At 35.9% G+C, this 20,162-nt stretch carries 21 protein-coding genes and 1 tRNA gene; 4 read left to right on the plus strand and 18 right to left on the minus strand.

All coding sequences use genetic code 11. From position 1 onward, the window contains the following. Positions 1-93 precede the first annotated feature (93 nt). The 4 genes from BFA01S_RS15220 to BFA01S_RS15235 all read right to left on the minus strand — a co-directional run bounded on the left by BFA01S_RS15220 (position 94) and on the right by BFA01S_RS15235 (position 4,107). Positions 94-1,425, minus strand: a complete 1,332-nt coding sequence (locus tag BFA01S_RS15220) for a CoA-disulfide reductase (RefSeq protein ID WP_066232378.1) — start codon at positions 1,423-1,425, stop codon at positions 94-96. Positions 1,426-1,708: 283 nt separating this feature from the next. Then, positions 1,709-2,353, minus strand: a complete 645-nt coding sequence (locus BFA01S_RS15225; RefSeq protein ID WP_066232381.1) for a Bax inhibitor-1/YccA family protein — start codon at positions 2,351-2,353, stop codon at positions 1,709-1,711. A gap of 59 nt (positions 2,354-2,412) precedes the next feature. Continuing rightward, positions 2,413-3,441, minus strand: a complete 1,029-nt coding sequence (locus BFA01S_RS15230; protein WP_066232383.1) for an STAS domain-containing protein — start codon at positions 3,439-3,441, stop codon at positions 2,413-2,415. A gap of 171 nt (positions 3,442-3,612) precedes the next feature. Beyond that, positions 3,613-4,107, minus strand: a complete 495-nt coding sequence (locus BFA01S_RS15235; protein ID WP_066232386.1) for a TspO/MBR family protein — start codon at positions 4,105-4,107, stop codon at positions 3,613-3,615. Positions 4,108-4,289: 182 nt separating this feature from the next. Between BFA01S_RS15235 and BFA01S_RS15240 the strand changes: the two genes are divergently transcribed. Then, positions 4,290-4,736 carry a YndM family protein gene (locus BFA01S_RS15240; RefSeq protein ID WP_066232389.1) on the plus strand — a complete coding sequence of 149 codons (447 nt, stop codon included), beginning with the start codon at positions 4,290-4,292 and terminating at the stop codon, positions 4,734-4,736. A 111-nt stretch (positions 4,737-4,847) separates the two neighbouring features. On the opposite strand, the gene BFA01S_RS15245 is transcribed toward BFA01S_RS15240, so the two are convergent. The 4 genes from BFA01S_RS15245 to groES all read right to left on the minus strand — a co-directional run bounded on the left by BFA01S_RS15245 (position 4,848) and on the right by groES (position 10,380). Further along, complete coding sequence (locus BFA01S_RS15245) at positions 4,848-6,245, minus strand: NCS1 family transporter (protein WP_066232392.1); 1,398 nt, start codon at positions 6,243-6,245, stop codon at positions 4,848-4,850. 51 nt (positions 6,246-6,296) lie between these two features. Next, positions 6,297-7,670 (minus strand): allantoinase AllB, encoded by a 1,374-nt coding sequence (gene allB / locus BFA01S_RS15250; RefSeq protein ID WP_066232394.1) that lies wholly within the window; start codon positions 7,668-7,670, stop codon positions 6,297-6,299. 745 nt (positions 7,671-8,415) lie between these two features. Further along, the gene (gene groL, locus BFA01S_RS15255) at positions 8,416-10,044 is read right to left on the minus strand and encodes a chaperonin GroEL (protein WP_066232397.1); all 1,629 of its coding nucleotides are present in this window, start codon (positions 10,042-10,044) and stop codon (positions 8,416-8,418) included. A 51-nt stretch (positions 10,045-10,095) separates the two neighbouring features. Next, on the minus strand, positions 10,096-10,380 hold the full coding sequence (gene groES / locus BFA01S_RS15260; RefSeq protein WP_066232400.1) for a co-chaperone GroES: 285 nt from the start codon (positions 10,378-10,380) through the stop codon (positions 10,096-10,098). 302 nt (positions 10,381-10,682) lie between these two features. On the opposite strand from groES, the gene BFA01S_RS15265 reads away from it, so the two are divergent. After that, a complete protein-coding gene (locus tag BFA01S_RS15265) occupies positions 10,683-11,390 on the plus strand; it encodes a CPBP family intramembrane glutamic endopeptidase (protein ID WP_066232402.1) in 708 nt (235 codons plus the stop codon). Positions 11,391-11,393: 3 nt separating this feature from the next. After that, entirely contained in the window at positions 11,394-11,600 is a 207-nt protein-coding gene (locus BFA01S_RS15270; RefSeq protein WP_066232405.1) for a DUF4305 domain-containing protein, read from the plus strand. Positions 11,601-11,616: 16 nt separating this feature from the next. On the opposite strand, the gene tatC is transcribed toward BFA01S_RS15270, so the two are convergent. The 4 genes from tatC to moaC are packed head-to-tail and all read right to left on the minus strand — an operon-like array spanning position 11,617 to position 13,756. Further along, on the minus strand, positions 11,617-12,369 hold the full coding sequence (tatC, locus tag BFA01S_RS15275; RefSeq protein WP_066232409.1) for a twin-arginine translocase subunit TatC: 753 nt from the start codon (positions 12,367-12,369) through the stop codon (positions 11,617-11,619). Positions 12,370-12,387: 18 nt separating this feature from the next. Further along, the gene (locus BFA01S_RS15280) at positions 12,388-12,561 is read right to left on the minus strand and encodes a twin-arginine translocase TatA/TatE family subunit (RefSeq protein ID WP_066232412.1); all 174 of its coding nucleotides are present in this window, start codon (positions 12,559-12,561) and stop codon (positions 12,388-12,390) included. 30 nt (positions 12,562-12,591) lie between these two features. Then, positions 12,592-13,230 (minus strand): redox-sensing transcriptional repressor Rex, encoded by a 639-nt coding sequence (locus tag BFA01S_RS15285; protein ID WP_066232414.1) that lies wholly within the window; start codon positions 13,228-13,230, stop codon positions 12,592-12,594. A 43-nt stretch (positions 13,231-13,273) separates the two neighbouring features. Continuing rightward, positions 13,274-13,756: a cyclic pyranopterin monophosphate synthase MoaC gene (gene moaC, locus BFA01S_RS15290; RefSeq protein WP_066232417.1), complete on the minus strand. Its 483-nt coding sequence runs from the start codon at positions 13,754-13,756 to the stop codon at positions 13,274-13,276. A gap of 141 nt (positions 13,757-13,897) precedes the next feature. Between moaC and BFA01S_RS15295 the strand changes: the two genes are divergently transcribed. Further along, positions 13,898-15,823, plus strand: a complete 1,926-nt coding sequence (locus BFA01S_RS15295; protein ID WP_066232419.1) for an ABC transporter ATP-binding protein — start codon at positions 13,898-13,900, stop codon at positions 15,821-15,823. 491 nt (positions 15,824-16,314) lie between these two features. On the opposite strand, the gene tsaD is transcribed toward BFA01S_RS15295, so the two are convergent. The 6 genes from tsaD to BFA01S_RS15325 form a co-directional block, all read right to left on the minus strand. Next, on the minus strand, positions 16,315-17,337 hold the full coding sequence (tsaD, locus tag BFA01S_RS15300; protein WP_066232422.1) for a tRNA (adenosine(37)-N6)-threonylcarbamoyltransferase complex transferase subunit TsaD: 1,023 nt from the start codon (positions 17,335-17,337) through the stop codon (positions 16,315-16,317). Beyond that, positions 17,334-17,795, minus strand: a complete 462-nt coding sequence (rimI, locus tag BFA01S_RS15305; RefSeq protein WP_066232425.1) for a ribosomal protein S18-alanine N-acetyltransferase — start codon at positions 17,793-17,795, stop codon at positions 17,334-17,336. Before rimI ends, tsaD begins: the two co-directional genes overlap by 4 nt. A gap of 1 nt (position 17,796) precedes the next feature. Beyond that, positions 17,797-18,486, minus strand: coding sequence for a tRNA (adenosine(37)-N6)-threonylcarbamoyltransferase complex dimerization subunit type 1 TsaB (gene tsaB / locus BFA01S_RS15310; protein WP_066232428.1), 690 nt, complete (start codon positions 18,484-18,486; stop codon positions 17,797-17,799). Further along, positions 18,467-18,940 (minus strand): tRNA (adenosine(37)-N6)-threonylcarbamoyltransferase complex ATPase subunit type 1 TsaE, encoded by a 474-nt coding sequence (tsaE, locus tag BFA01S_RS15315; protein WP_066232431.1) that lies wholly within the window; start codon positions 18,938-18,940, stop codon positions 18,467-18,469. Before tsaE ends, tsaB begins: the two co-directional genes overlap by 20 nt. 10 nt (positions 18,941-18,950) lie before the next feature. Further along, entirely contained in the window at positions 18,951-19,934 is a 984-nt protein-coding gene (gene thiL, locus BFA01S_RS15320) for a thiamine-phosphate kinase (RefSeq protein ID WP_066232434.1), read from the minus strand. A 143-nt stretch (positions 19,935-20,077) separates the two neighbouring features. Beyond that, positions 20,078-20,153, minus strand: a tRNA-Asp gene (locus BFA01S_RS15325). Positions 20,154-20,162 lie beyond the last annotated feature (9 nt).

Raw genomic sequence — 20,162 nt, forward strand, 5'->3', positions numbered from 1 at the left:
TTACTGCCCGTTAAGGCTGGAATAAAATAAAAATTGGACTATTGCCTCTATTAAGCAAATAGTCCAATTTCCATTATTTCCATTTTATTCACACTAGCTTTTTCTCCTTGCCACTTGCTGGATAGGGTCCCACGTTCCATTGAAAGGCGGAGCATAAGCAAGGTCTAAATCAAGTAAATCCTTCAAAGTCATACAGTTATATAAGGCAGTCGCCAATACATCAATTCTTTTATCAACACCATTTCGGCCAATTACTTGCCCTCCAAGCAGCTGACCATTATCTTTACGATAGAGTAATTTCACATAAATCGTCTGTTTACCTGGATAGTAACCAGCAATGTCTCTCGCTTCCAATGTATGACTTTCATACGGGATTCTCAGCTTTTTTGCATCCTTTTCTGCAAGTCCTGTTCTCCCTAACTGCAAGTCGAAAAACTTTAAAATAGATGTCCCCACGACCCCTTTAAATATTTCAGAACGTCCAGCCATGTTTCTGCCCGCTATTCTACCTTGTTTATTTGCTGTTGTACCGAGCGGAATATAATCATTTTTCTGTTTAACTAAATGAAAATGGAGAACACAGTCACCAGCCGCATAAATATCCTCTACATTCGTTTCCATATAAGCATTTACAACAATAGCACCGTTATCAGAACGTATAATTCCGCTATCTTTTAAAAATTTCGTCTCTGGTTTAATTCCGACCGCAATTAAGACAAGATCAGTGGGATATGTTCCCTTATCAGTCTTCACCTGCTCTACTTGCTCTTTTCCAGAAAAAGATTCTACTTGCTCATCTAATATTAGTTCAACCCCTTGTTTCTTCGCTTCCTCATGAATATGAGCTGCCATATCAGGATCGAATATTTTAGCGACCTGGTCCCCCCGCTGAATCAACCGAACCTTTTTTCCTAGCATCGTAAAAGCTTCCGCCGCTTCAAGACCGATATAACCGCCGCCAATAATCGTTACATTATGTACATCCCCTTTTAAATCAGAAAGAATAGCCTCTGTATCAGGAATCGTCTTTAACGTATGAATTCCTTGTAAGTTAACACCATCCCATGGTGGTAAAACCGGTGATGCGCCTGTTCCAATAAGAAGCTTATCATAAGGAATTTCAAATGTTTCATCAGAATGAACATTTCTGCCGGTCACGACTTTCTTTTCTGGATCAACTCCCGTCACTTCATGTCCTATCCTTGCATCAATCCCATACTTCTCTCTGAATGTTTCCACACTTCTTGCAATTACTTTATCAGTAGAGGGAATTCGTCCATCAATAACATACGGCAATCCACATTGTCCATACGAATAAATTTCTCCCCGTTCAAGTGTTATAATTTCTGCTTCTTTATCATTCCGTACAATTTCCATCGCTGCGCTCATTCCTGCAGCATCTCCGCCGATAATAACATAGCGCATTTGTATCTCCCACCTCTGTATGTATATGTATATATTTGTTTAAATAATTAATATTTCGTACCACAATACTCAAATACCTTTTATTAAATATACCCGCTATGTGACAGATCAAAACATGAAAATAAATAAATCTAACTAAAAGAGAGGCTGTTCGACCAGCCCCTAATAAGTTTTAAAAGCTGAAAGGCCCTGTCTCCAAATCCGTGATTTTACTGGATTTTCAGGACAAAGCCTTTCAGCAGGATGTTCCAAATGGGTTGCTTTTCACCCTTTTGGAACATCCTCAATCATTGCTGCTTATAATTCCAAAGAAACGGAGAATATTAATAAATAAATTAATGAAATCTAAATACAGGGACAATGCCAATAGAGGAATCATATCTTCTGTAATACCTCTATGCTTCATTTGATTGAAGTCATAAATAATATAAAGAGAAAAAACAATTGTACCAATTACTGAAAACCCTAATAATGCTGCTGAGTTCAACGGACTAAAAATACTAAAAATACCTACGAAGATCATTGCCAGTACAGCAACTAACAGGAAGCTTCCTAAGAAAGATAAATCTTTTTTCGTTTTTGCACCTATGAAGCCCATAACAGTAAAAATACAAAACGTCGTACCAAAAGCCATTAGAACAACTTGTGCGCCTGCTACAGAAGCATAATGACTAACGATTGGGAAAGTAGTGATTCCTGAAATAAAGGCAAACGCAAAAACAAATGTATATCCTACAGCTTTTCTTTTTCTTAACCAAAATGCTGCAATAATCATAATTACTTCAGCAATTGCTAATGGAAGCATTAGAGCTGCTGGAACAAACTGTCCAATGTACAATCCTGCTGTTGCGATCAATAAAGTAATAATAAAAGTATTAAGCACTTTTTGAAGCATGGACCGTTTACTAACTTGTACTGCATCTAACATGAACAACATCCTTTCTTGTATATACTAATATTATAATAAAACTGGCTAATATATGGTTATTAAATTATTTCTCTTCCCAGCTGTGCTAAGGCATAGTGAATACCATGCTGTAATGTTTGAAAACAATCAAATTTTGATAAGCTAATATCTGTTTGAGATATAATCATACTTAATTCCGAAGAAATTCCAACGAGAATTGTCTTTGTTCCAATCAATGCAGCCGCAGAACCGATTTTTTCAAGAAGACTTGCCGTATGAACACTAATATTTTTATCGAGACCTGTTAAATCTAAAATAAGATAGGTTGCCTTATATGCCGGTAAATTCTCTAATGTTTTTAAAACAAGCTCTTCTGAACGTTCCTCATCATATTTTCCAAGTAAAGGAACTACTACAATCTCTTCAAGAACCGGAATAATCGGTGATGAGATTCTTTTAACAAGTTCCTTTAATTCCTTTGTTTTTTCTTCTACGATTGCTTCCAATTGCTGAATCTGTTCGGATTCCTTTTTTCTTGCTAATTGATGAATATTATTCGAAACATTAACATTAGAAGGGAAATATTCAATTACACTGTATTCATGCCCCTCTAATTGCTGTTGAATCACCTTATACCATATATTAGTACCAAAGAGCCCAGTAAATATGCCTGCATAATGAGCAGGAAGAAAACCACCGCCTGTTTTCTTTCCTTGTAATAAGTTAATTTTATATTCCCAGCTGTCTTTAATATGAGCAGTTAACGTTTTTGTCTCAAAATTTAAGTCTTTAATTACCGTTTGACCCCATCCGGCAGATGCATATGTATTAGTAATTAATTGTGCTGCTTCTGTAACTGTTACATCCTTTATCTTTTCAAAATATTCACCTACTACTAATCCCTGCCGAAAACCTGTCGTCTCAAAAACTAAGTTAGAAGCTTCCTCTCCAGAAATTTCTTCAATTGTATCAAAAAAAGTTTTCATCGCACTGGAAATCCAAAAAAGCACAGCATCTTGCCCTTCAAATAAAAACTGTCCCTTCTCTAAATTCCAATCAAAATGAAGACCCCCTATATTAATACTTGGATTTGCAGCCACTAATTCCATCTCCTCTTTATTTAAATATTTATCTAAGAATGTTTTAATTTCATTATAGTAATTGTTGCCTGGTAAGTCCAAACCTAAAAACTAGCATTTTACAGCATAAAAAGACCTTTAATAAATTCAGACAATTATTAAAGGTCTTTCTAAGTTATAACACGCTACGTTAAGAAGCTCTTACTTATTCAATTGCCAAATAGAATAATTTAATCCTAATGCGAAAGCAACCCATCCGATGTAAGGAAGCATGAGCACGCCAGCTGTTTTATCAATTTGGCTAAACTGATAAGTTGTAAGAGTAATCATGGAAAAGAGCAATGCCATTTCAATAAATGCTGTACCGCGCAAACCCCATTTAAAAAACAAAAATGACCAAAGAAAATTCAGTCCTAATTGAATATCGTAAGGAATAGCTGCCTTTCGTTTTTCATCCTTTTCTGCCTTAGCTGAGGCCCGGTAACGTGCAATTCCCATTGTTGTATAAAGGCCCGTCCATACAACTGGAAATACCCATGCCGGAGGTGCAAAGGAAGGCTGTTTTAACTTTTTATACTGCTTCTGAGAATTTCTATTTGCTAAAAGTCCCACAGCCGCTCCACCAGCAATCGGGATAAGCATATTCATAGAAAGTTTTTTGAAATCAATTTTTCCATTAACCTCCAAAATGTTCATAGACATAGTCTCCTTTCTTATTACTATGTACTATTTCCCTTTTTAAAATATAGGCAAACAATTGGAAATTAATAAGATAACTTCATCCTTAACGATTCCTTAATTACCTGTATATTGTATGAAACATTTCAAATACTACGTATAAGACTAATTATTCTGATGAAAGAAAGGATGTTTCTCCCTTGAAACATATAAAAGCGTTATTAATTAAATTTACTGTTATTTCAATCGTACTCCTTTCTATATTACCGATCTTTGATAATGCAAGTATTCCATTAACATTATTCATTAGCGCCATTTTGACTGGAACATCCTACTTAATTGGGGATTTATTTATTTTGCCAAAGCTCGGAAATTTATTTGCAAGTATTGCCGATCTTGTTTTTTCTTTTGCCCTCATATGGTTCCTTTCCATACTCTTTATCGGAAATGGTTCACATGTTATTGGGGCTTCTATTTTAGCAGCTATTTTCATTGCGCTAAGTGAAGGATTATTCCATGCTTATATGAAGGAAAAAGTATTAGAAAAAGAGCCTGATAAAATCAATTTCTCATCAAATCGACTGCAAACAGAGTTCTCTAACGAGGAGGATATTTATGATTTGAGGAAGAGAAGCAGAAGAAAATAGGAGGAAAAGGTTTTCTTCAAATAATATTAAAAAAGGAGTCCCATTCAATCATTGGGGCTCCTTTTCTTTACACTTGATTTTATCAATATAATGGCACAAACAATTTAATAATTATTTCTCAAATATTGTGCCTTTTTTAAATGGTGAATCTTTAAATGCATATTTTGTTAGAAGGAAATAACTAATACCGGCTACAACAAGACCGATAATCCATGCGAGTTCTACTTCTAAAAAGGCAGCTCCAGCACCGATAAGCATTGCAAGTATTGCTGCTGGATTATACCCTGCAAATGGGCCGTCTTCCTTATACAAGTCCGCCACATTTATTTTTTGTTTTCTTAATATATAATATTCCACTAAAAGGATTGAAACGATCGGCCCTAAGAATGCTGAATAGATAAGGATGAACATTCCAAGACCTTTTGCTGAAGAATCTTTTACAAGCACCCAAGGGAATGCTCCTAAAGCAAGTAATCCAGTAATCGTAACAGCAACTCTGTATTTCATTTTTGTAAGAGATGTAATAACATATGTCGGCGGAACAATATTCGCAACCATGTTCGTTGCAATTGCACCCATCACGATAAATGCTGATACACCTACTGTAATATAAGGGTTGTCCACTACGATAGCGAATGCTTTTACAGGATTCGAAATTCCAGTTGCCGAAGCAAGCATTGCCCCAATTGTAAGAACGAAACCGTAAGCAACGACGATAGGCGAGAAGTATAAGAATCCACGTTTTGCATCGCTGATACCACTTTTAAGCTCACGTGAGTAGTCCGCTGCACTTAAGAAAATAGCTGCGTAATTTCCTAAGAACATCATAATAAACCCAAAGAATGGCAAGCCCCATGAACCTTTTGCATGAACCCATTTATCTACAATCACATCGCTGTAAGATGTTAAAAGAACAACAAATACATAAATAAGTGCTAACATAATAACGACAGAAGCAACTGTTTCTACCCATGCGATAGCATGGAAACCAAATTGTGATAATATGATTTGTACAAGCTGAATAGCAATAAAGCAGATAACAATATTATCAAACTTTCCACCACTAACGGCTTTGGCAATTTCATTTAAAGCCGTACCGCCGAGCCAGCTCTGGAAACCATACCAGACTATCGCAGGAATCCCACGTAAGAGTGACGATATAATCGAACCCTTCATTCCAAAGGACATTCTAAGCTGTACAACATACGGTACTCCAGTTCTATATCCGACTCTGTCATTTAAAGCAAATATAGTTGAAATAATACCAATTGCTATGATTGCTGCAGCAAATGTTTGGAAGATGTTTAACATCGCTGTTCCCGCTACAACTAAGCTGGCCCCAAGCGTCATATTTCCTAAGTTAACACCGTCTCCAATCCACATAAATGCATAGGCTACCGGGCCTACTGTTCTACCCTCTTTATTTTTAGGCTGTAAAGATTCGTCTACATGGGCAGCATTATCAATGTTGAGATCTTCTGCCACATTATTTTTTGCAGGTGCAGACATGATAGAATCAACTCCTTCTTTCTCTAATATTCTCTTGTTGTATTTAAAAAATTATGCTTTTTTATTGTAAGTTACTAATTGTCCGACAGGTTCCCCGATAATTCCTTCATTCAGATCAAAAACAAGATTTCCACGGACATATGTTTTCGTCACACGGCAATTGATTTCTCTGCCGATATATGGGCTATGCTGATGACGGTAATAAAGATCTTCTTTTTGAAGGACATACGATTCATTCGGATTTACAAAAATAATATCGGCATCTTTGCCTACCGCAATTTCCCCTTTTTCCGGTAAGTGGAAGCGCTTAGAAGGATTATAGGCAATCATTCGGACGAAATCCGTTACTGGAACATTGCGTTTCACAACCGCTTCACTAAACATTAAATCGACATTATTTTGACATCCTGTAATACCGCCCCATACTTCAAAGAAATTATTCGTTTCACTATATTTCATCTCAGGCGGACATGGCGAATGGTCAGAAGTTAACATATCAATGTCACCATTGATTAATTTCTGCCACAGTTTTTCCTGTGCTTCTTCTGTACGTAATGGCGGTGCACATTTTGCAACCGGACCAATTTCCTCTGACTGAGCAATAGTAAGCGTGAAATAATGTGGACAAGATTCAAATGTAACATCTTGGCCTTCCCTTTTTGCTTGCATAATCTCTTCTACTGCTTCTGCTGAACTAATATGAACAAGATGAAGTTTACAGCCTGTTTCCTTCGCTAAAAATAAAGCTCGTTTTACTGCATCCACTTCTGTAAAGATTGGACGGGAAACAGCGTAGTCAGTTGCGCTTGTTCTGCCCTGTTTCACCATTTCCTGTCCCATACGGTCTGTAATTTGAGCATTTTCTGCATGGATAGAAAGCATATGGCCAAGCTCAGCTAATTTTTTCATTCCTGTATATAATGTATAATCATCTACATTACTGAAATCTTCCGGAATATCAGAACCACATGTAGACATGAAGCATTTATAAGCGACAACACCTTCGTCAGAAAGCTCTTCTAACTTGTCTAGATTTCCTGGTACAAGCCCGCCGTATAAAGCGTAATCGACGTAGTTCTTTCCTTTTGCCGCTTCCATTTTTAAGTGAAGAGATTCACGATCCACTGTTGCAGGAAGAGCATTTAACGGCATATCTACATAGCTTGTCGTACCGCCTGCAGCCAATGCTTTTGATCCTGTCACAAAGCCTTCCCACTCTGTTCTTCCAGGCTCACAAATATGGACATGTGTATCGATCATCCCAGGCATTACATATTGACCTTGAGCATCGATCACTTCAGAAGCTTCACTGTCAATCGTCTCCGCAATAGCAGAGATTTTTCCGTCTTTTACAGCTATATCTACCATTTTTACTTCATCACGGAAAACTACTTTACCGCCTTTAATAATAAGGTCATACTTCATCGAAATTCCCCCTCATATAAATTTAACTAGCAAGAACTATATTTTGCTAAATAAAGCTTTTGCTTTTTGGAAACTAGGAGCCTTATTTTACCACCCTTAAAGTTTTACAAGTTTAATTTTTTTTACTTCTTCTATCTATTCACGTTATCAATTTTCTAGCAAAGACTGCTTTTATCCTCATTTAAGATAGATTGCTAAAATCAAGAAAACGTTTACAAGATGTGGAAATCTAATCGAACTTATTTAACCTAAGGAGATCATTAACTCTCTTCGATTATTAAATAGATATTGATTGCTCTATTCACTCAAGTATAGAGATATTCCGAATAAATCCTCCTGCTTCTCATAGATTAGACAATCTATTTTATCCGATCAGCAAGTCTCATTATCATTCGAAAATAAGAATTTTTTCTTATTTCGATTCTCCTAACTACATAGTGTACAAGTTTGCATTCAAAATTGTATACAATCTGATATGAAATAGCTTACAATATATTTTTTCAATTTGCAACCGTTTTTAAAAGCCAATTTATTATTAAAATATATTTTTTAGGCTATTTTACTAAAAACGGTAGAAAGTAGATTATTATACAAATATTTCGCTGAAATTAATTCTTTATATTTGGAATAAATACAATAAATATCCTGATGCATACGGTTAAATCATCAAAAAAGATCTCCCACAGGTAAATTACCTTTTGAGAGATCTTTTATAATAAAACACTAAATTAATTTAGTGGGCAGATTACATCATGCCGCCCATTCCACCCATGCCGCCCATGTCAGGCATTCCGCCAGCATTCTCTTCAGGCTTGTCAGCAACAACTGCTTCAGTTGTTAAGAACATAGCCGCAACAGAAGCCGCGTTTTGAAGTGCAGAACGTGTTACCTTAGTAGGGTCAACGATACCAGCATCGATCATGTTTACCCATTCGCCGTTTGCAGCATTGAAACCAACACCAATAGCTTCATTTTTAAGGCGTTCTACAATAACAGAACCTTCTAAGCCAGCATTTTCAGCGATTTGGCGAACTGGCTCTTCAAGGGCGCGAAGAACGATGTTAACACCAGTTTGTCTATCGCCTTCTTCTTGAATTTGTGCTACTTTTCTGTATACGTTCACCAATGCTGTACCACCACCAGAAACGATACCTTCTTCTACTGCTGCACGAGTAGAGTTAAGTGCGTCTTCGATACGAAGTTTACGTTCTTTTAATTCTGTTTCAGTAGCTGCACCAACTTTGATTACTGCTACACCGCCAGATAATTTAGCAAGACGCTCTTGTAATTTTTCTTTATCGAACTCAGAAGTAGTCTCTTCTAATTGACCACGGATCTGGTTTACACGACCAGCAATTTTGTCAGCTTCGCCAGCACCTTCAACGATTGTTGTATTTTCTTTTGATACAACGATCTTAGAAGCGCGTCCTAATTGCTCGATGCTTGCAGATTTAAGATCTAATCCTAGATCTTCTGTAATTACTTCCCCGCCAGTTAAGATAGCGATATCTTCAAGCATTGCTTTACGGCGGTCACCGAATCCAGGTGCTTTAACAGCAACTGCATTGAATGTTCCGCGAAGTTTGTTTACAACTAATGTTGCAAGTGCTTCCCCTTCAACATCTTCAGCGATTAATAATAATGGCTTACCTTGTTGAACAACTTGTTCTAACACTGGTAAAATTTCTTGGATACTTGTAATTTTCTTATCTGTAATTAATACATACGGATTGTCAAGAACAGCTTCCATTTTATCTGAATCAGTTACCATATAAGGTGACGCATAACCACGGTCAAACTGCATACCTTCTACAACTTCTAATTCAGTTGAGAAACCTTTAGATTCTTCAATTGTAATAACACCGTCATTACCAACGCGCTCCATTGCTTCAGCGATTAATTGTCCTACTTCTACATCGTCAGCAGAAATAGCAGCAACTTGTGCGATAGACTCTTTACCTTCGATTGGTTTAGAAATAGATTTTAATTCTTCGATTGCAACAGTAACTGCTTTTTCGATTCCTCTGCGTACGACCATTGGATTAGCACCAGCAGTTACGTTCTTTAATCCTTCACGAATCATCGCTTGAGCTAAAACAGTTGCAGTTGTTGTACCGTCACCAGCAACATCATTCGTTTTGCTTGCAACTTCAGATACAAGTTTTGCACCCATGTTTTCAAAAGCGTCTTCTAATTCGATTTCTTTCGCAATTGTTACACCGTCATTTGTAATTAAAGGAGAACCGAATTTCTTCTCTAATACAACGTTGCGTCCTCTTGGTCCTAATGTTACTTTTACAGCATTTGCTAATGTATCAACACCACGGAGCATTGCACGACGAGCTTCTTCGCTAAATTTAATTTCTTTTGCCATTTTTACAAGACCTCCTCAAAAATTTTAAATAGTTATGATATATGTTTGCTATTATCCGATAATAGCTAAAATGTCAGATTCACGTAAAATTAAGTATTCAGTACCTTCATATTTCACTTCAGTACCAGCATATTTTGAGAAGATAATACGATCGCCTTCTGCTACCTCAAGAGCTACTTTCTCTCCGCTATCTAATACACGGCCCGTACCAACAGCTACAATTTTACCTTCTTGTGGTTTCTCTTTTGCAGAGTCAGGAAGAACGATACCACTAGCAGTTTTTTCCTCAGATTCAACTAGCTCAATTACTACACGATCACCTAATGGTTTTAACAAGTGAAACAACCTCCTCAAATTTCTTCTAAATTATTAATTTTTTCCTTTTTATTAGCACTCAATTAACTTGAGTGCTAACACAATTATTATATTATATAATCTTCCACCTAATTTCAAGAGTGAAGTGAAAAATTTTTTCCCTCTCCTATACTTTAGTAGATTATAGCTAGTTAGTTAAAAGTTATACATAATAATTAATTAAGAAACCGAACTTATACATATAGTGAATGATAGGGGAATATTGTGTTACAATGAAAGTCTAACTGCTGTCAATAGCAGCTTAAAAATAAAGGAGTTTTTCAATGAAGAAACAATATTGGCTAATTATTTTAACCTATATACTTATGCAGCTTTCAGGATTAATACCGATGTTAATATTGCTTGAGAAAATGACAATTGAAATCGCTGGCTACTGGAATCTCTTCAGCTTCGCTGCTGCTCTAATTATTACCCTGTTCCTCCTTCGAAAAGAGAGAAATGAAAAATATTTAAGAGGCGGCGATCCTTCATCGGTTCCTGTTGCAATAGCATGGGCTATCGGTGGTATTTTTATCGCTTTCTTTATGCAGTCCATTGCGGCTAATATCGAGCTGTACATACTTAAAATCAAACCTGGTTCTGAAAATACTCAGCAGATTGTAGAAGTAATTAAAGCAATGCCTTTATTCATTATCGTTACATCTATATTAGGTCCAATACTGGAAGAAATCATTTTCCGGAAAATAATATTCGGTGTATTGTATAATAGATATAATTTTTTTATTGCTGTATTGATAAGTTCGGTTATATTTGCACTTGTGCATGGTGAACCTGAGCATTTGCTTTTATATAGTTCTATGGGCTTTACGTTTGCATTCTTATATGTTAAAACGAAAAGAATTATTGTCCCTATATTTGCACATGTAGCAATGAATACCGCTGTTGTTCTTATCCAGACTGTTTACTATGATAAAATTCAAGAGATGATGAAACAGTTTGAACAAATGCAAACAATTATCGGAGGCTTTTAAATAATGAGAACAAACCCAACTTCAATGGGGCTCTTTTATTTATTAATGGGGTCCTTATTTATATACCTGGCAGCAAATAGTGCGAAGAATGGTCTTTTCACTTTGCCGACTATTATTATTATGCTAATCGCAACATTTGACCTCGGGGTTGCTATTCGAATGTTCGCTCTATCTTTTAAATTAAAGAAAATGAAAGAAAAAGAAAAATGAGGCTGGAATTCCAGCCTCATTTTTCTTCTTTATTCGCTTCCTCAAACTTCGCCTTTTGCGCACTTCGATATGCAAACCTTGAAATAAATATACTGATTTCATATAAAATGAATAATGGGATAGATACCATTAAATGTGATGTTAATTCTGGAGGTGTTATAAGTGCTGCAATAACAAGCAATACAAAATAAGCGTATTTTCTTATCTTGGATAAAAACATCGGTGTAACAATACCTAGTCTTGTTAAAAACATAATAACTACCGGCAGTTGAAATAATATGCCAAACGGGATCGTTAATTGTAAAAGAAATGAAAAATATTCATTTATACCGATAACTTGATTTACATCAAGATTCTCTGAAATTCTCCACATAAATTCAACGACGAATGGAAATAAAACAAAATAAGAAAAAGCGAGTCCTAATAAAAATAGACATATAGAGATTGGAATATAGCTTAACGTCACTTTTCTTTCTTTTTCATATAAACCGGGACTTACAAATGCCCAAAGCTGAAAAAGAATAATTGGTGATGTTAGAACAAGTCCAATAATAAATGCAAATTTCATATAAACCATTAGAGGATCTGTTAAATTAAAAGCATTTAACGTAAGATTACTCGCTTCCTCCGTATGCTGTAAATATATTATGATTGGTCTAGCAATTAAAAAGCCCGCTATAACTGCGATTAAAAAGAAAGCAATTATGATAAGTAATCGTTTCCTCAGCTCTGTAATATGCTCGACAACCGACATTTCTTCAAATTTCATATCGGGTTCATCCTATCCTTACTTATCTTCTTCCTTCTTCTTATCATCGTCGTCAGCTAGTCCTCTTGTAGACTTTTTAAATTCACGTAATGTATCACCAGCAGCTCGTCCAAGTTCCGGTAATTTCTTCGGACCAAATATAAGAAGGGCAACAATTGCAATAACTATCAAACTCCCAGGACCTATCGGCATATTTTACACCTCCCTTAATGGTAATATATCTTATTCATTTGGATAATGCTTTAAAAAATAAACGAGTGATTGAAGCTCGACTGCTAAATCAATATGATGAATTCTTATTTCATCTGGAACGCTCAATCTTGCAGGAGTAAAGTTTAGTATTCCTTTTATACCCTTTTTGATGAGGCGGTCTGTTATTGATTGTGCAACTTGTGCCGGTACTGTTAGAATTGCAACTGTTACATCATCAGGCAATTCAGCTTCTAAATGATCGAGGCCATAAACAGGGACCCCGCCAATTTCTGAGCCAATCTTCTCCTCATCTATATCAAAGGCAATTGATATGACAGTATTATTATTTTTCAAAAAATTATAATGTAAAAAAGCAGTGCCTAAATTTCCAACTCCAATTAAACTTACCTTTGTCATTTCATCTTGGTCTAGCGTTTTTCTAAAAAATGATAGCAAATAATTAACATTATAACCATACCCTTTTTTTCCTAACGCTCCAAAATATGAAAAATCTCTGCGGATTGTTGCTGAGTCAACTTTAACAGCATCGCTTAATTCAGCTGAAGAGACACGTTGTTTTCCTGAAGAATGTAGATTTTTTAGAAATCGATAATATAAAGGTAAGCGCTTTGCTGTTGCTTGTGGTATTTTAGACTGATCTATATTCACGTACATCCCCTCGCAATCGAAAAGCAGCTTCAGTCCTAAGAGCTTATTCTCTTATGTAATGACCACTTTTTCCGCCTGTTTTCTCAACTAAATAAGTTTTACCAATCGTCATTCCCTTGTCCACTGCTTTACACATATCATAAATAGTTAACGCACAAACAGAAGCAGCTGTTAATGCTTCCATCTCAACGCCGGTACTGCCTTTTGTCTTTGCAGTTACTTCTATTATTAATTTATAAAAATATTGTACTTCTTTCCACTCAAAAACAATATCAACAGCTTTTAACGGTAAAGGATGGCACATTGGTATTATGTTCGATGTATTCTTTGCCGCCATAATTCCGGCAACTTGTGCTACAGCGAGTACATCTCCCTTTCCAATCTCCTGTCTTACAATTTGTTCATACACTTCTTTTTTCATTTCAATACTCGTTTTTGCAACTGCAACACGAACAGTGTCTTCCTTATTAGAGATATCAACCATTTGTGCGCGGCCCTGCTTATTAAAATGTGTAAATTGTGACATTGTCCATTCTCCTTTATTTGACTATACACTATTTTTTTTAATCTGTCTGTCACCTTTTGTTACAAATTAAAGACCAGCTCATGCTATTGCCCCATTCTGAAACATACGCTAAACTTAAAGCATCATAAGAGGTGAATTAGGATGATTTTATTACAAGTAAACCAGCTTACAAAATACTTTGGAGCTGACCTTATTTTATCTAATATAAAACTGGAAGTACAAATGAGAGAAAAGGTAGCACTTGTCGGCAGGAACGGTGCGGGAAAGTCGACTTTGCTTAAAATTATTGCCGGTTTAATGTCCTACGACTCAGGAGAAATCATTAAGCCAAAAGATGTTACATTTGGCTATTTGGCACAAGATACGGGACTTGAATCAACTTTATCAATCTGGGATGAAATGCTCTCTGTGTTCGCAGGTCTTCAAAAGATGGAGAAAGAAATGCGCTCAGTTGAAAATGAGATGGCAACAATTGATCATGCAAGCGAGCATACTAAATTTGAAAGATTAATGAAGGAATATGATCGGCTGCAAAATGAATTTAAAGAGCAGGGCGGGTATCAATATGAAGCAGATGTACGATCTATCCTTCACGGATTAGGATTTGCAGCATTTGATTATGATACGAAAATTTCTACATTAAGTGGCGGGCAAAAAACAAGGCTCGCACTTGGTAAACTGCTTTTAACAAAACCCGATCTGCTCATTTTGGATGAGCCGACTAACCATCTCGATATCGAAACATTAACATGGTTAGAACAATACTTGCAAAACTATCCAGGTTCTTTACTCGTTGTCTCACATGACCGCTATTTCCTAGATAAAATTGTAAATGAAGTATACGAAATTAGCAGAACGACTAGTACAAAATTTAATGGAAACTACAGTCAATATTTAGTTCAAAAAGCGGAAAATTATGAAAGAGATTTAAAAAATTATGAGAGACAGCAGGATGAAATTGCAAAGATGCAAGATTTCATTCAGCGAAATCTCGCAAGGGCATCAACGACAAAGCAAGCTCAAAGCCGCAGAAAGAAACTTGAAAGAATGGAAATGCTGGACAGACCTTCAGGTTTGGAAAAATCGGCTCATTTTCAATTTAATATTGATCGGCAAACAGGAAATGACGTATTAAAAGCAGAAAATATTTCTGTTTCATATGATGCTGTCAATCCGATCATTTCAAATATTAATTTCTCCATTAACCGGGGCGAAAGTATCGCACTTGTTGGACCGAATGGAATCGGTAAGTCAACATTATTAAAAACGATTATGAAACAAATTGAATTATTAGATGGAAGTTATCGTTTTGGTTCAAATGTTCAAATAGGATACTATGACCAGCAGCAGGCAGAATTAACTTCAACAAAAAGGGTTCTTAATGAACTATGGGATGAATATCCACAAATGACGGAGAAAGAAATCCGTACAGTTCTTGGGAATTTTTTATTCTCTGGGGATGATGTATTAAAACCCGTTTCTACATTAAGCGGCGGAGAAAAGGCAAGATTGGCTTTATCAAAATTAATGCTCCAAAATGCTAATTTTCTCATTCTTGATGAGCCTACGAACCATTTAGATTTAGATAGTAAAGAGATTTTAGAAAATGCTTTAATCGACTATCCAGGTACTATTCTTTTTGTCTCACATGACCGTTATTTTATTAACAGAATTGCAACGAAAGTTTTCGAACTTTCAAAAGATCAGTTAATCGAATACTTAGGTGATTACGACTATTATTTAGAAAAGAAAGCAGAAGCTTTCGAACTCGAACAACTGGAAGCAGCAGAGAAAAAAGAAGTGGAAACTGCTGTAGTCGAAGCAGGTAAGCTTTCATATCAGCAAGAAAAAGAACTGAAGAAAATTGAAAGACAAAAACAAAGAAGAATTGAAGAAATCGAACTTCAGATTTCCTCTTTAGAAGAAAAAATAGAACAAAATGAAACCTTACTCTGTGACCCAGCTGTTTATCAGGATCATGAAAAAGTAAATGAAATTAATATAGAAAATGAAAGCTTTCATAAGGAAGTTGAACTTCTAATGAATGAATGGGAAGAAATGCATTGAGGATGTATTTATACATCCTCCTGAAAGGCCCCTCTACGAGAATCCAGTAAAATTAAAGGACTTCGTGACGGGGCCTTTCAGCTTTTACAATTTGTTAAGGACTTATCGGACAGTCCCTTTCTTTTTCAAAGGGTTTTTTCCACAGAAACTATCCACAGATAAAATACTGTATTTCCAACATGTTCACATACTTATACACATTATCCACAATTAAGTCATTATTCATCCACATTATCAACAGTGGATTTTGTTCTTATTTGTCAAATGATCGCGACTGTATTTTTAAAAGATTGAATAACGTGCATAAGCTGTGGATAAATCTGTTAACTGTTTATAAGTAATTAATTTATCTCATAATTCAATACAAAATCATCTTTTTATATAACATACGATTTCATTTTCGTATTGTTAGTTAAGCTCCAGATGCTGGCACTAATATTTATCTTTAAATACAATTAAAAAAAGACTGTTATACTAAAAAGTAAACAGTCTCAATACGTTTTTAATTCCAATCCGGGATTTGCATTTAATTTCATATTACTTCGTACACCCTTTTTGTACATTACACTTCCTGCAGCAGCAATCATCGCAGCATTATCTGTACATAATGATAAAGGAGGAATAATTAACTCTATATCTTTCTTTTCACTAAAGGCTGTTTGTAATGCTGAGCGCAATCCTTTATTTGCCGCGACCCCGCCTGCCAATAATACTTGTTTTACATTATATTGCTCTGCCGCACGCATTGTTTTTGTTACTAACACTTCAATAACACTTTCCTGAAAACTTGCAGCTAAATCTTGTGGATTAATTTCTTCCCCTTTTTGCTTAGCATTGTGGAGAGTGTTAATAACTGCAGATTTAAGTCCGCTGAAACTAAAATTATATGATCCTTCTTCGAGCCAAGCTCTTGGCAATGAAATAGATGGCTCACCTTCGTGTGCAAGACGGTCAATATGCGGCCCTCCTGGATATGGCAGACCGAGTGTACGTGCCACTTTATCATATGCCTCACCGGCTGCATCATCTAATGTCTCACCAATTACCTCAAATGATGCATGCTCTTTCATGTAGACAAGCTCCGTATGGCCTCCTGAAACAACGAGAGCGAGCAGAGGAAATTTTAATTCTGCTATTAACTGATTTGCATATATATGCCCTGCGATATGATGAACTCCGACTAACGGTAAGCCCTGTGCAAAAGCTAATGCCTTTGCCGCATTTACTCCGACTAATAAAGCACCGACAAGTCCTGGTCCTTCCGTAACTGCAATCGCATCTAAATCTTCAAATGAAAGAGCCGATTTTTCCATTGCTTCTTCTAAAACAACTGTCAATTGTTCAACATGATGCCTTGAAGCAATTTCTGGCACAACTCCTCCGAAGCGCTTATGGCTCTCAATTTGAGAAGAAACAACATTTGCAATAATCTCTTTTCCATTCTTAACGATTGCACAAGCTGTTTCATCACAGCTCGTCTCAATTGCTAATATATATTCATCTTTTTCTGTCATTTTAAATTCACCCACATTACTAATGCATCTTCTGAATTATCTGTGTAATAATTTTTTCTTATTCCCCCTGGAGAGAATCCAAGCTTTTTATATAATGATTGTGCAATATAGTTTGAAACACGAACTTCTAAAGAAAGACGTTCCGCAGACAGCTCAAATGCTAATTGCTTAGCAAAGGTTAATAAAGTTTCACCAATTTTCTTTCCTCTATATTCAGGAAGCACAGCAATATTCGTTATTTGTGCATCTTCCATAATAACCCATAGCCCGCAGTAACCAACGATTTTACCGTTTATTTCAGCAACCATATAGTTTGAAAATAAATTTTGCTCCAGTTCATAGTAAAAAGAATCCTTTGTCCATGGAACAGCGAAAGAGCGTTTTTCCACTTCATAAATATCGTCCACATCTTGAATTGTCATTTTTCTTATTGTCAGTGAATCTAAAAATGCAACCATCTTACTTTCGCTCCTCAAGCCATTTTGCTTCAGCTTCGGCCAAACGAATGTAATTAGGAACTAATTCATGAACAATACTATCCGTTTTTTGAAATCCAATCATCCCGAGCTCACCCGGTCTAGGATTATGAAGAGAAACTGTTCCAATTACTGCCTGATCGGAAAGAATCTCTTTAATAAGCTCCACATGCAGTACAACATCATTTCCAAGAAATAATATTTGTTCATTGAATTGAGACAATTCATTCAGCCAGTCCGCTAATAAAATATTTTGATCTTCTTTCTTATTTACAATAATACCTTTCTCTTGTTTATATAAACCTGTATAAACAAGCCCTCTTCTTGCATCAAATACAGGACATACTAAACCATTGAAATATCTCCCGTTCTGGGCCAGCACTTCTAAGCTAGAGACACCGATAATTGGAATATTCAGTGACCAAGCAAGGGTTTTTGCAATAGATACACCAATTCTGACACCCGTATAAGAGCCAGGTCCTGTTGCTACAATAATTTTAGTCAATTCCTTTACTTCTGTGTCACATTCAGCTAATAATTGTTCAATTGCGGACATCGCCCGAACAGAATGATTTTTCTTTAAATTTGTTATATATTCTCCGATCACAGTCGTTTCATTTAAAAGTGCAACACCTAAAACATTATTAGATGTGTCAATCGCTAATACTTTCATCATCTAACTCCTTACACTTTTCCAAATAATAAGAACCAATTGCCGTAAAAGTGATTTCTCTTTCATCATCCCCACTGCGGAAGATTTCTATTTCCAATCGTTCTGCTGGCAATTGATCCTTAATCATACTAGCCCATTCGATCATAGTAACACCGTCACTATTAAAATATTCTTCAAATCCTAAATCTTCTTCACTGTCCTCCAGACGATACACATCCATATGATAAAGCGGAATTCTTCCATCTGTATACTCTTTTATAATTGTAAACGTCGGACTATTTACATTTCGACTTATACCTAATCCTTTTGCAAATCCCTTTGTAAAAGTTGTTTTGCCAGCACCTAAATCGCCTTCTAATGTAATAACATCGCCTGGATTTACTAATGCCGCAAGCTTTATCGCAAGCTTTGTCGTAGCTTCGGGACTTTTTGTATTATATATAAATTTTTTCATCATGAAACACCTATTTCTTAAAATGATTGTATCCCGATTTCTCAAGTAAGACCGTCTCATTTTCTCGAGTTAACAAAACTTTTGCTTCTCCGCTTACTACTTCACCGATCTGCGTAATTTGAATGGAACACTTTTCACACTCTCGTTTTAAAATATTCCAGGAATCTCGGGAAGTTGTACCTACGAGCTCAAAGTCTTCTCCGCCATATAGAGCGTACTCATATGGACTTTCTTTAAAATTTAATAAAGCAGAACTAATCGGAATTCTACTCTCATCAATCTTTATTGACACATTACTTGCCTCTGCAATCTCATAAAGTTCACTGGCAAGTCCATCACTTATATCATTTAATGAAGCACGGTCAAGCTTTGTTATTAATCGGCCTGTCATAACTTGCGGTGAGGGAAGCTTATGCCTATTTATTAAATAAGTCTCATCTTCTGTATTCCCTTTATCATTTTCATTAAGTAAAATAGATAAACCGGCTGCGGAATCACCAAGAAATCCTGTTGTAAAAACAACATCTCCAGGTTCAGCATTACTCCTTAAATTCAATTTCGACTGTTCAACCTCTCCAAGAACAGTAACAGAAATAACTAACTTATCTTCTGTACCAACAGTATCCCCACCGATCAAATCGATTCGAAAATGAGCCGCAATATCATTCAGTCCATCATAAATACCGTATAAATCAGCTTCACTCCACGAATTAGGAATAGCAATAGAGATAAGATAATATTTAGGTATGCCACCCATTGCTGCAATATCACTTATATTAATAGCTAATGCCTTATAACCAATCTCATATGGTGAGGATAAACCTTTTAAAAAGTGAATACCTTCGACCATCGTATCAAGACATGCGACTTGCTCCATCCTTTCAGCAGGACGGTAAATAGCTGCATCATCACCTATTCCGACTAACAGATTATCCTGAAATATTTCTTTCGGTTTTATTTTAGAAATGAATTCAAATTCATCCTTCACTGTCATTTCTTCACCACAAATCTTTTAGTTAAATTTCCATATGTAATCAGTTTAGCTTATACTATTAGTTTATCCAAGTTTTTCTTTAAAGTTAAAAAAGAATATAAAAAAAACGAAACAATATTGTTTCGTTTTATATGACAATATGATGGCGGTCTCGACGGGGATCGAACCCGCGATCTCCTGCGTGACAGGCAGGCATGTTAACCGCTACACCACGAGACCATCATTTGG

The sequence above is a fragment of the Metabacillus fastidiosus NBRC 101226 genome (genome assembly GCF_001591625.1).
Lineage (GTDB): Bacteria > Bacillota > Bacilli > Bacillales > Bacillaceae > Metabacillus > Metabacillus fastidiosus.

What these genes read in the sequence shown, in the direction of transcription:
- BFA01S_RS15235 (WP_066232386.1), bottom strand. Translation starts at nt 4,107, where the DNA reads ATGAACATTTTGGAGGTTAATGGAAAAATTGATTTCAAAAAACTTTCT.
- BFA01S_RS15280 (WP_066232412.1), bottom strand. Translation starts at nt 12,561, where the DNA reads ATGCCGATAGGTCCTGGGAGTTTGATAGTTATTGCAATTGTTGCCCTT.
- moaC (WP_066232417.1), bottom strand. Translation starts at nt 13,756, where the DNA reads ATGTCACAATTTACACATTTTAATAAGCAGGGCCGCGCACAAATGGTT.
- tsaB (WP_066232428.1), bottom strand. Translation starts at nt 18,486, where the DNA reads ATGAAAGTATTAGCGATTGACACATCTAATAATGTTTTAGGTGTTGCA.
- BFA01S_RS15220 (WP_066232378.1), bottom strand. Translation starts at nt 1,425, where the DNA reads ATGCGCTATGTTATTATCGGCGGAGATGCTGCAGGAATGAGCGCAGCG.
- tsaD (WP_066232422.1), bottom strand. Translation starts at nt 17,337, where the DNA reads ATGACAGAAAAAGATGAATATATATTAGCAATTGAGACGAGCTGTGAT.
- thiL (WP_066232434.1), bottom strand. Translation starts at nt 19,934, where the DNA reads ATGACAGTGAAGGATGAATTTGAATTCATTTCTAAAATAAAACCGAAA.
- BFA01S_RS15245 (WP_066232392.1), bottom strand. Translation starts at nt 6,245, where the DNA reads ATGTCTGCACCTGCAAAAAATAATGTGGCAGAAGATCTCAACATTGAT.
- BFA01S_RS15230 (WP_066232383.1), bottom strand. Translation starts at nt 3,441, where the DNA reads ATGGAATTAGTGGCTGCAAATCCAAGTATTAATATAGGGGGTCTTCAT.
- BFA01S_RS15265 (WP_066232402.1), top strand. Translation starts at nt 10,683, where the DNA reads ATGAAGAAACAATATTGGCTAATTATTTTAACCTATATACTTATGCAG.
- allB (WP_066232394.1), bottom strand. Translation starts at nt 7,670, where the DNA reads ATGAAGTATGACCTTATTATTAAAGGCGGTAAAGTAGTTTTCCGTGAT.
- BFA01S_RS15295 (WP_066232419.1), top strand. Translation starts at nt 13,898, where the DNA reads ATGATTTTATTACAAGTAAACCAGCTTACAAAATACTTTGGAGCTGAC.
- tatC (WP_066232409.1), bottom strand. Translation starts at nt 12,369, where the DNA reads ATGAAATTTGAAGAAATGTCGGTTGTCGAGCATATTACAGAGCTGAGG.
- BFA01S_RS15225 (WP_066232381.1), bottom strand. Translation starts at nt 2,353, where the DNA reads ATGTTAGATGCAGTACAAGTTAGTAAACGGTCCATGCTTCAAAAAGTG.
- rimI (WP_066232425.1), bottom strand. Translation starts at nt 17,795, where the DNA reads ATGGTTGCATTTTTAGATTCACTGACAATAAGAAAAATGACAATTCAA.
- tsaE (WP_066232431.1), bottom strand. Translation starts at nt 18,940, where the DNA reads ATGAAAAAATTTATATATAATACAAAAAGTCCCGAAGCTACGACAAAG.
- groL (WP_066232397.1), bottom strand. Translation starts at nt 10,044, where the DNA reads ATGGCAAAAGAAATTAAATTTAGCGAAGAAGCTCGTCGTGCAATGCTC.
- BFA01S_RS15270 (WP_066232405.1), top strand. Translation starts at nt 11,394, where the DNA reads ATGAGAACAAACCCAACTTCAATGGGGCTCTTTTATTTATTAATGGGG.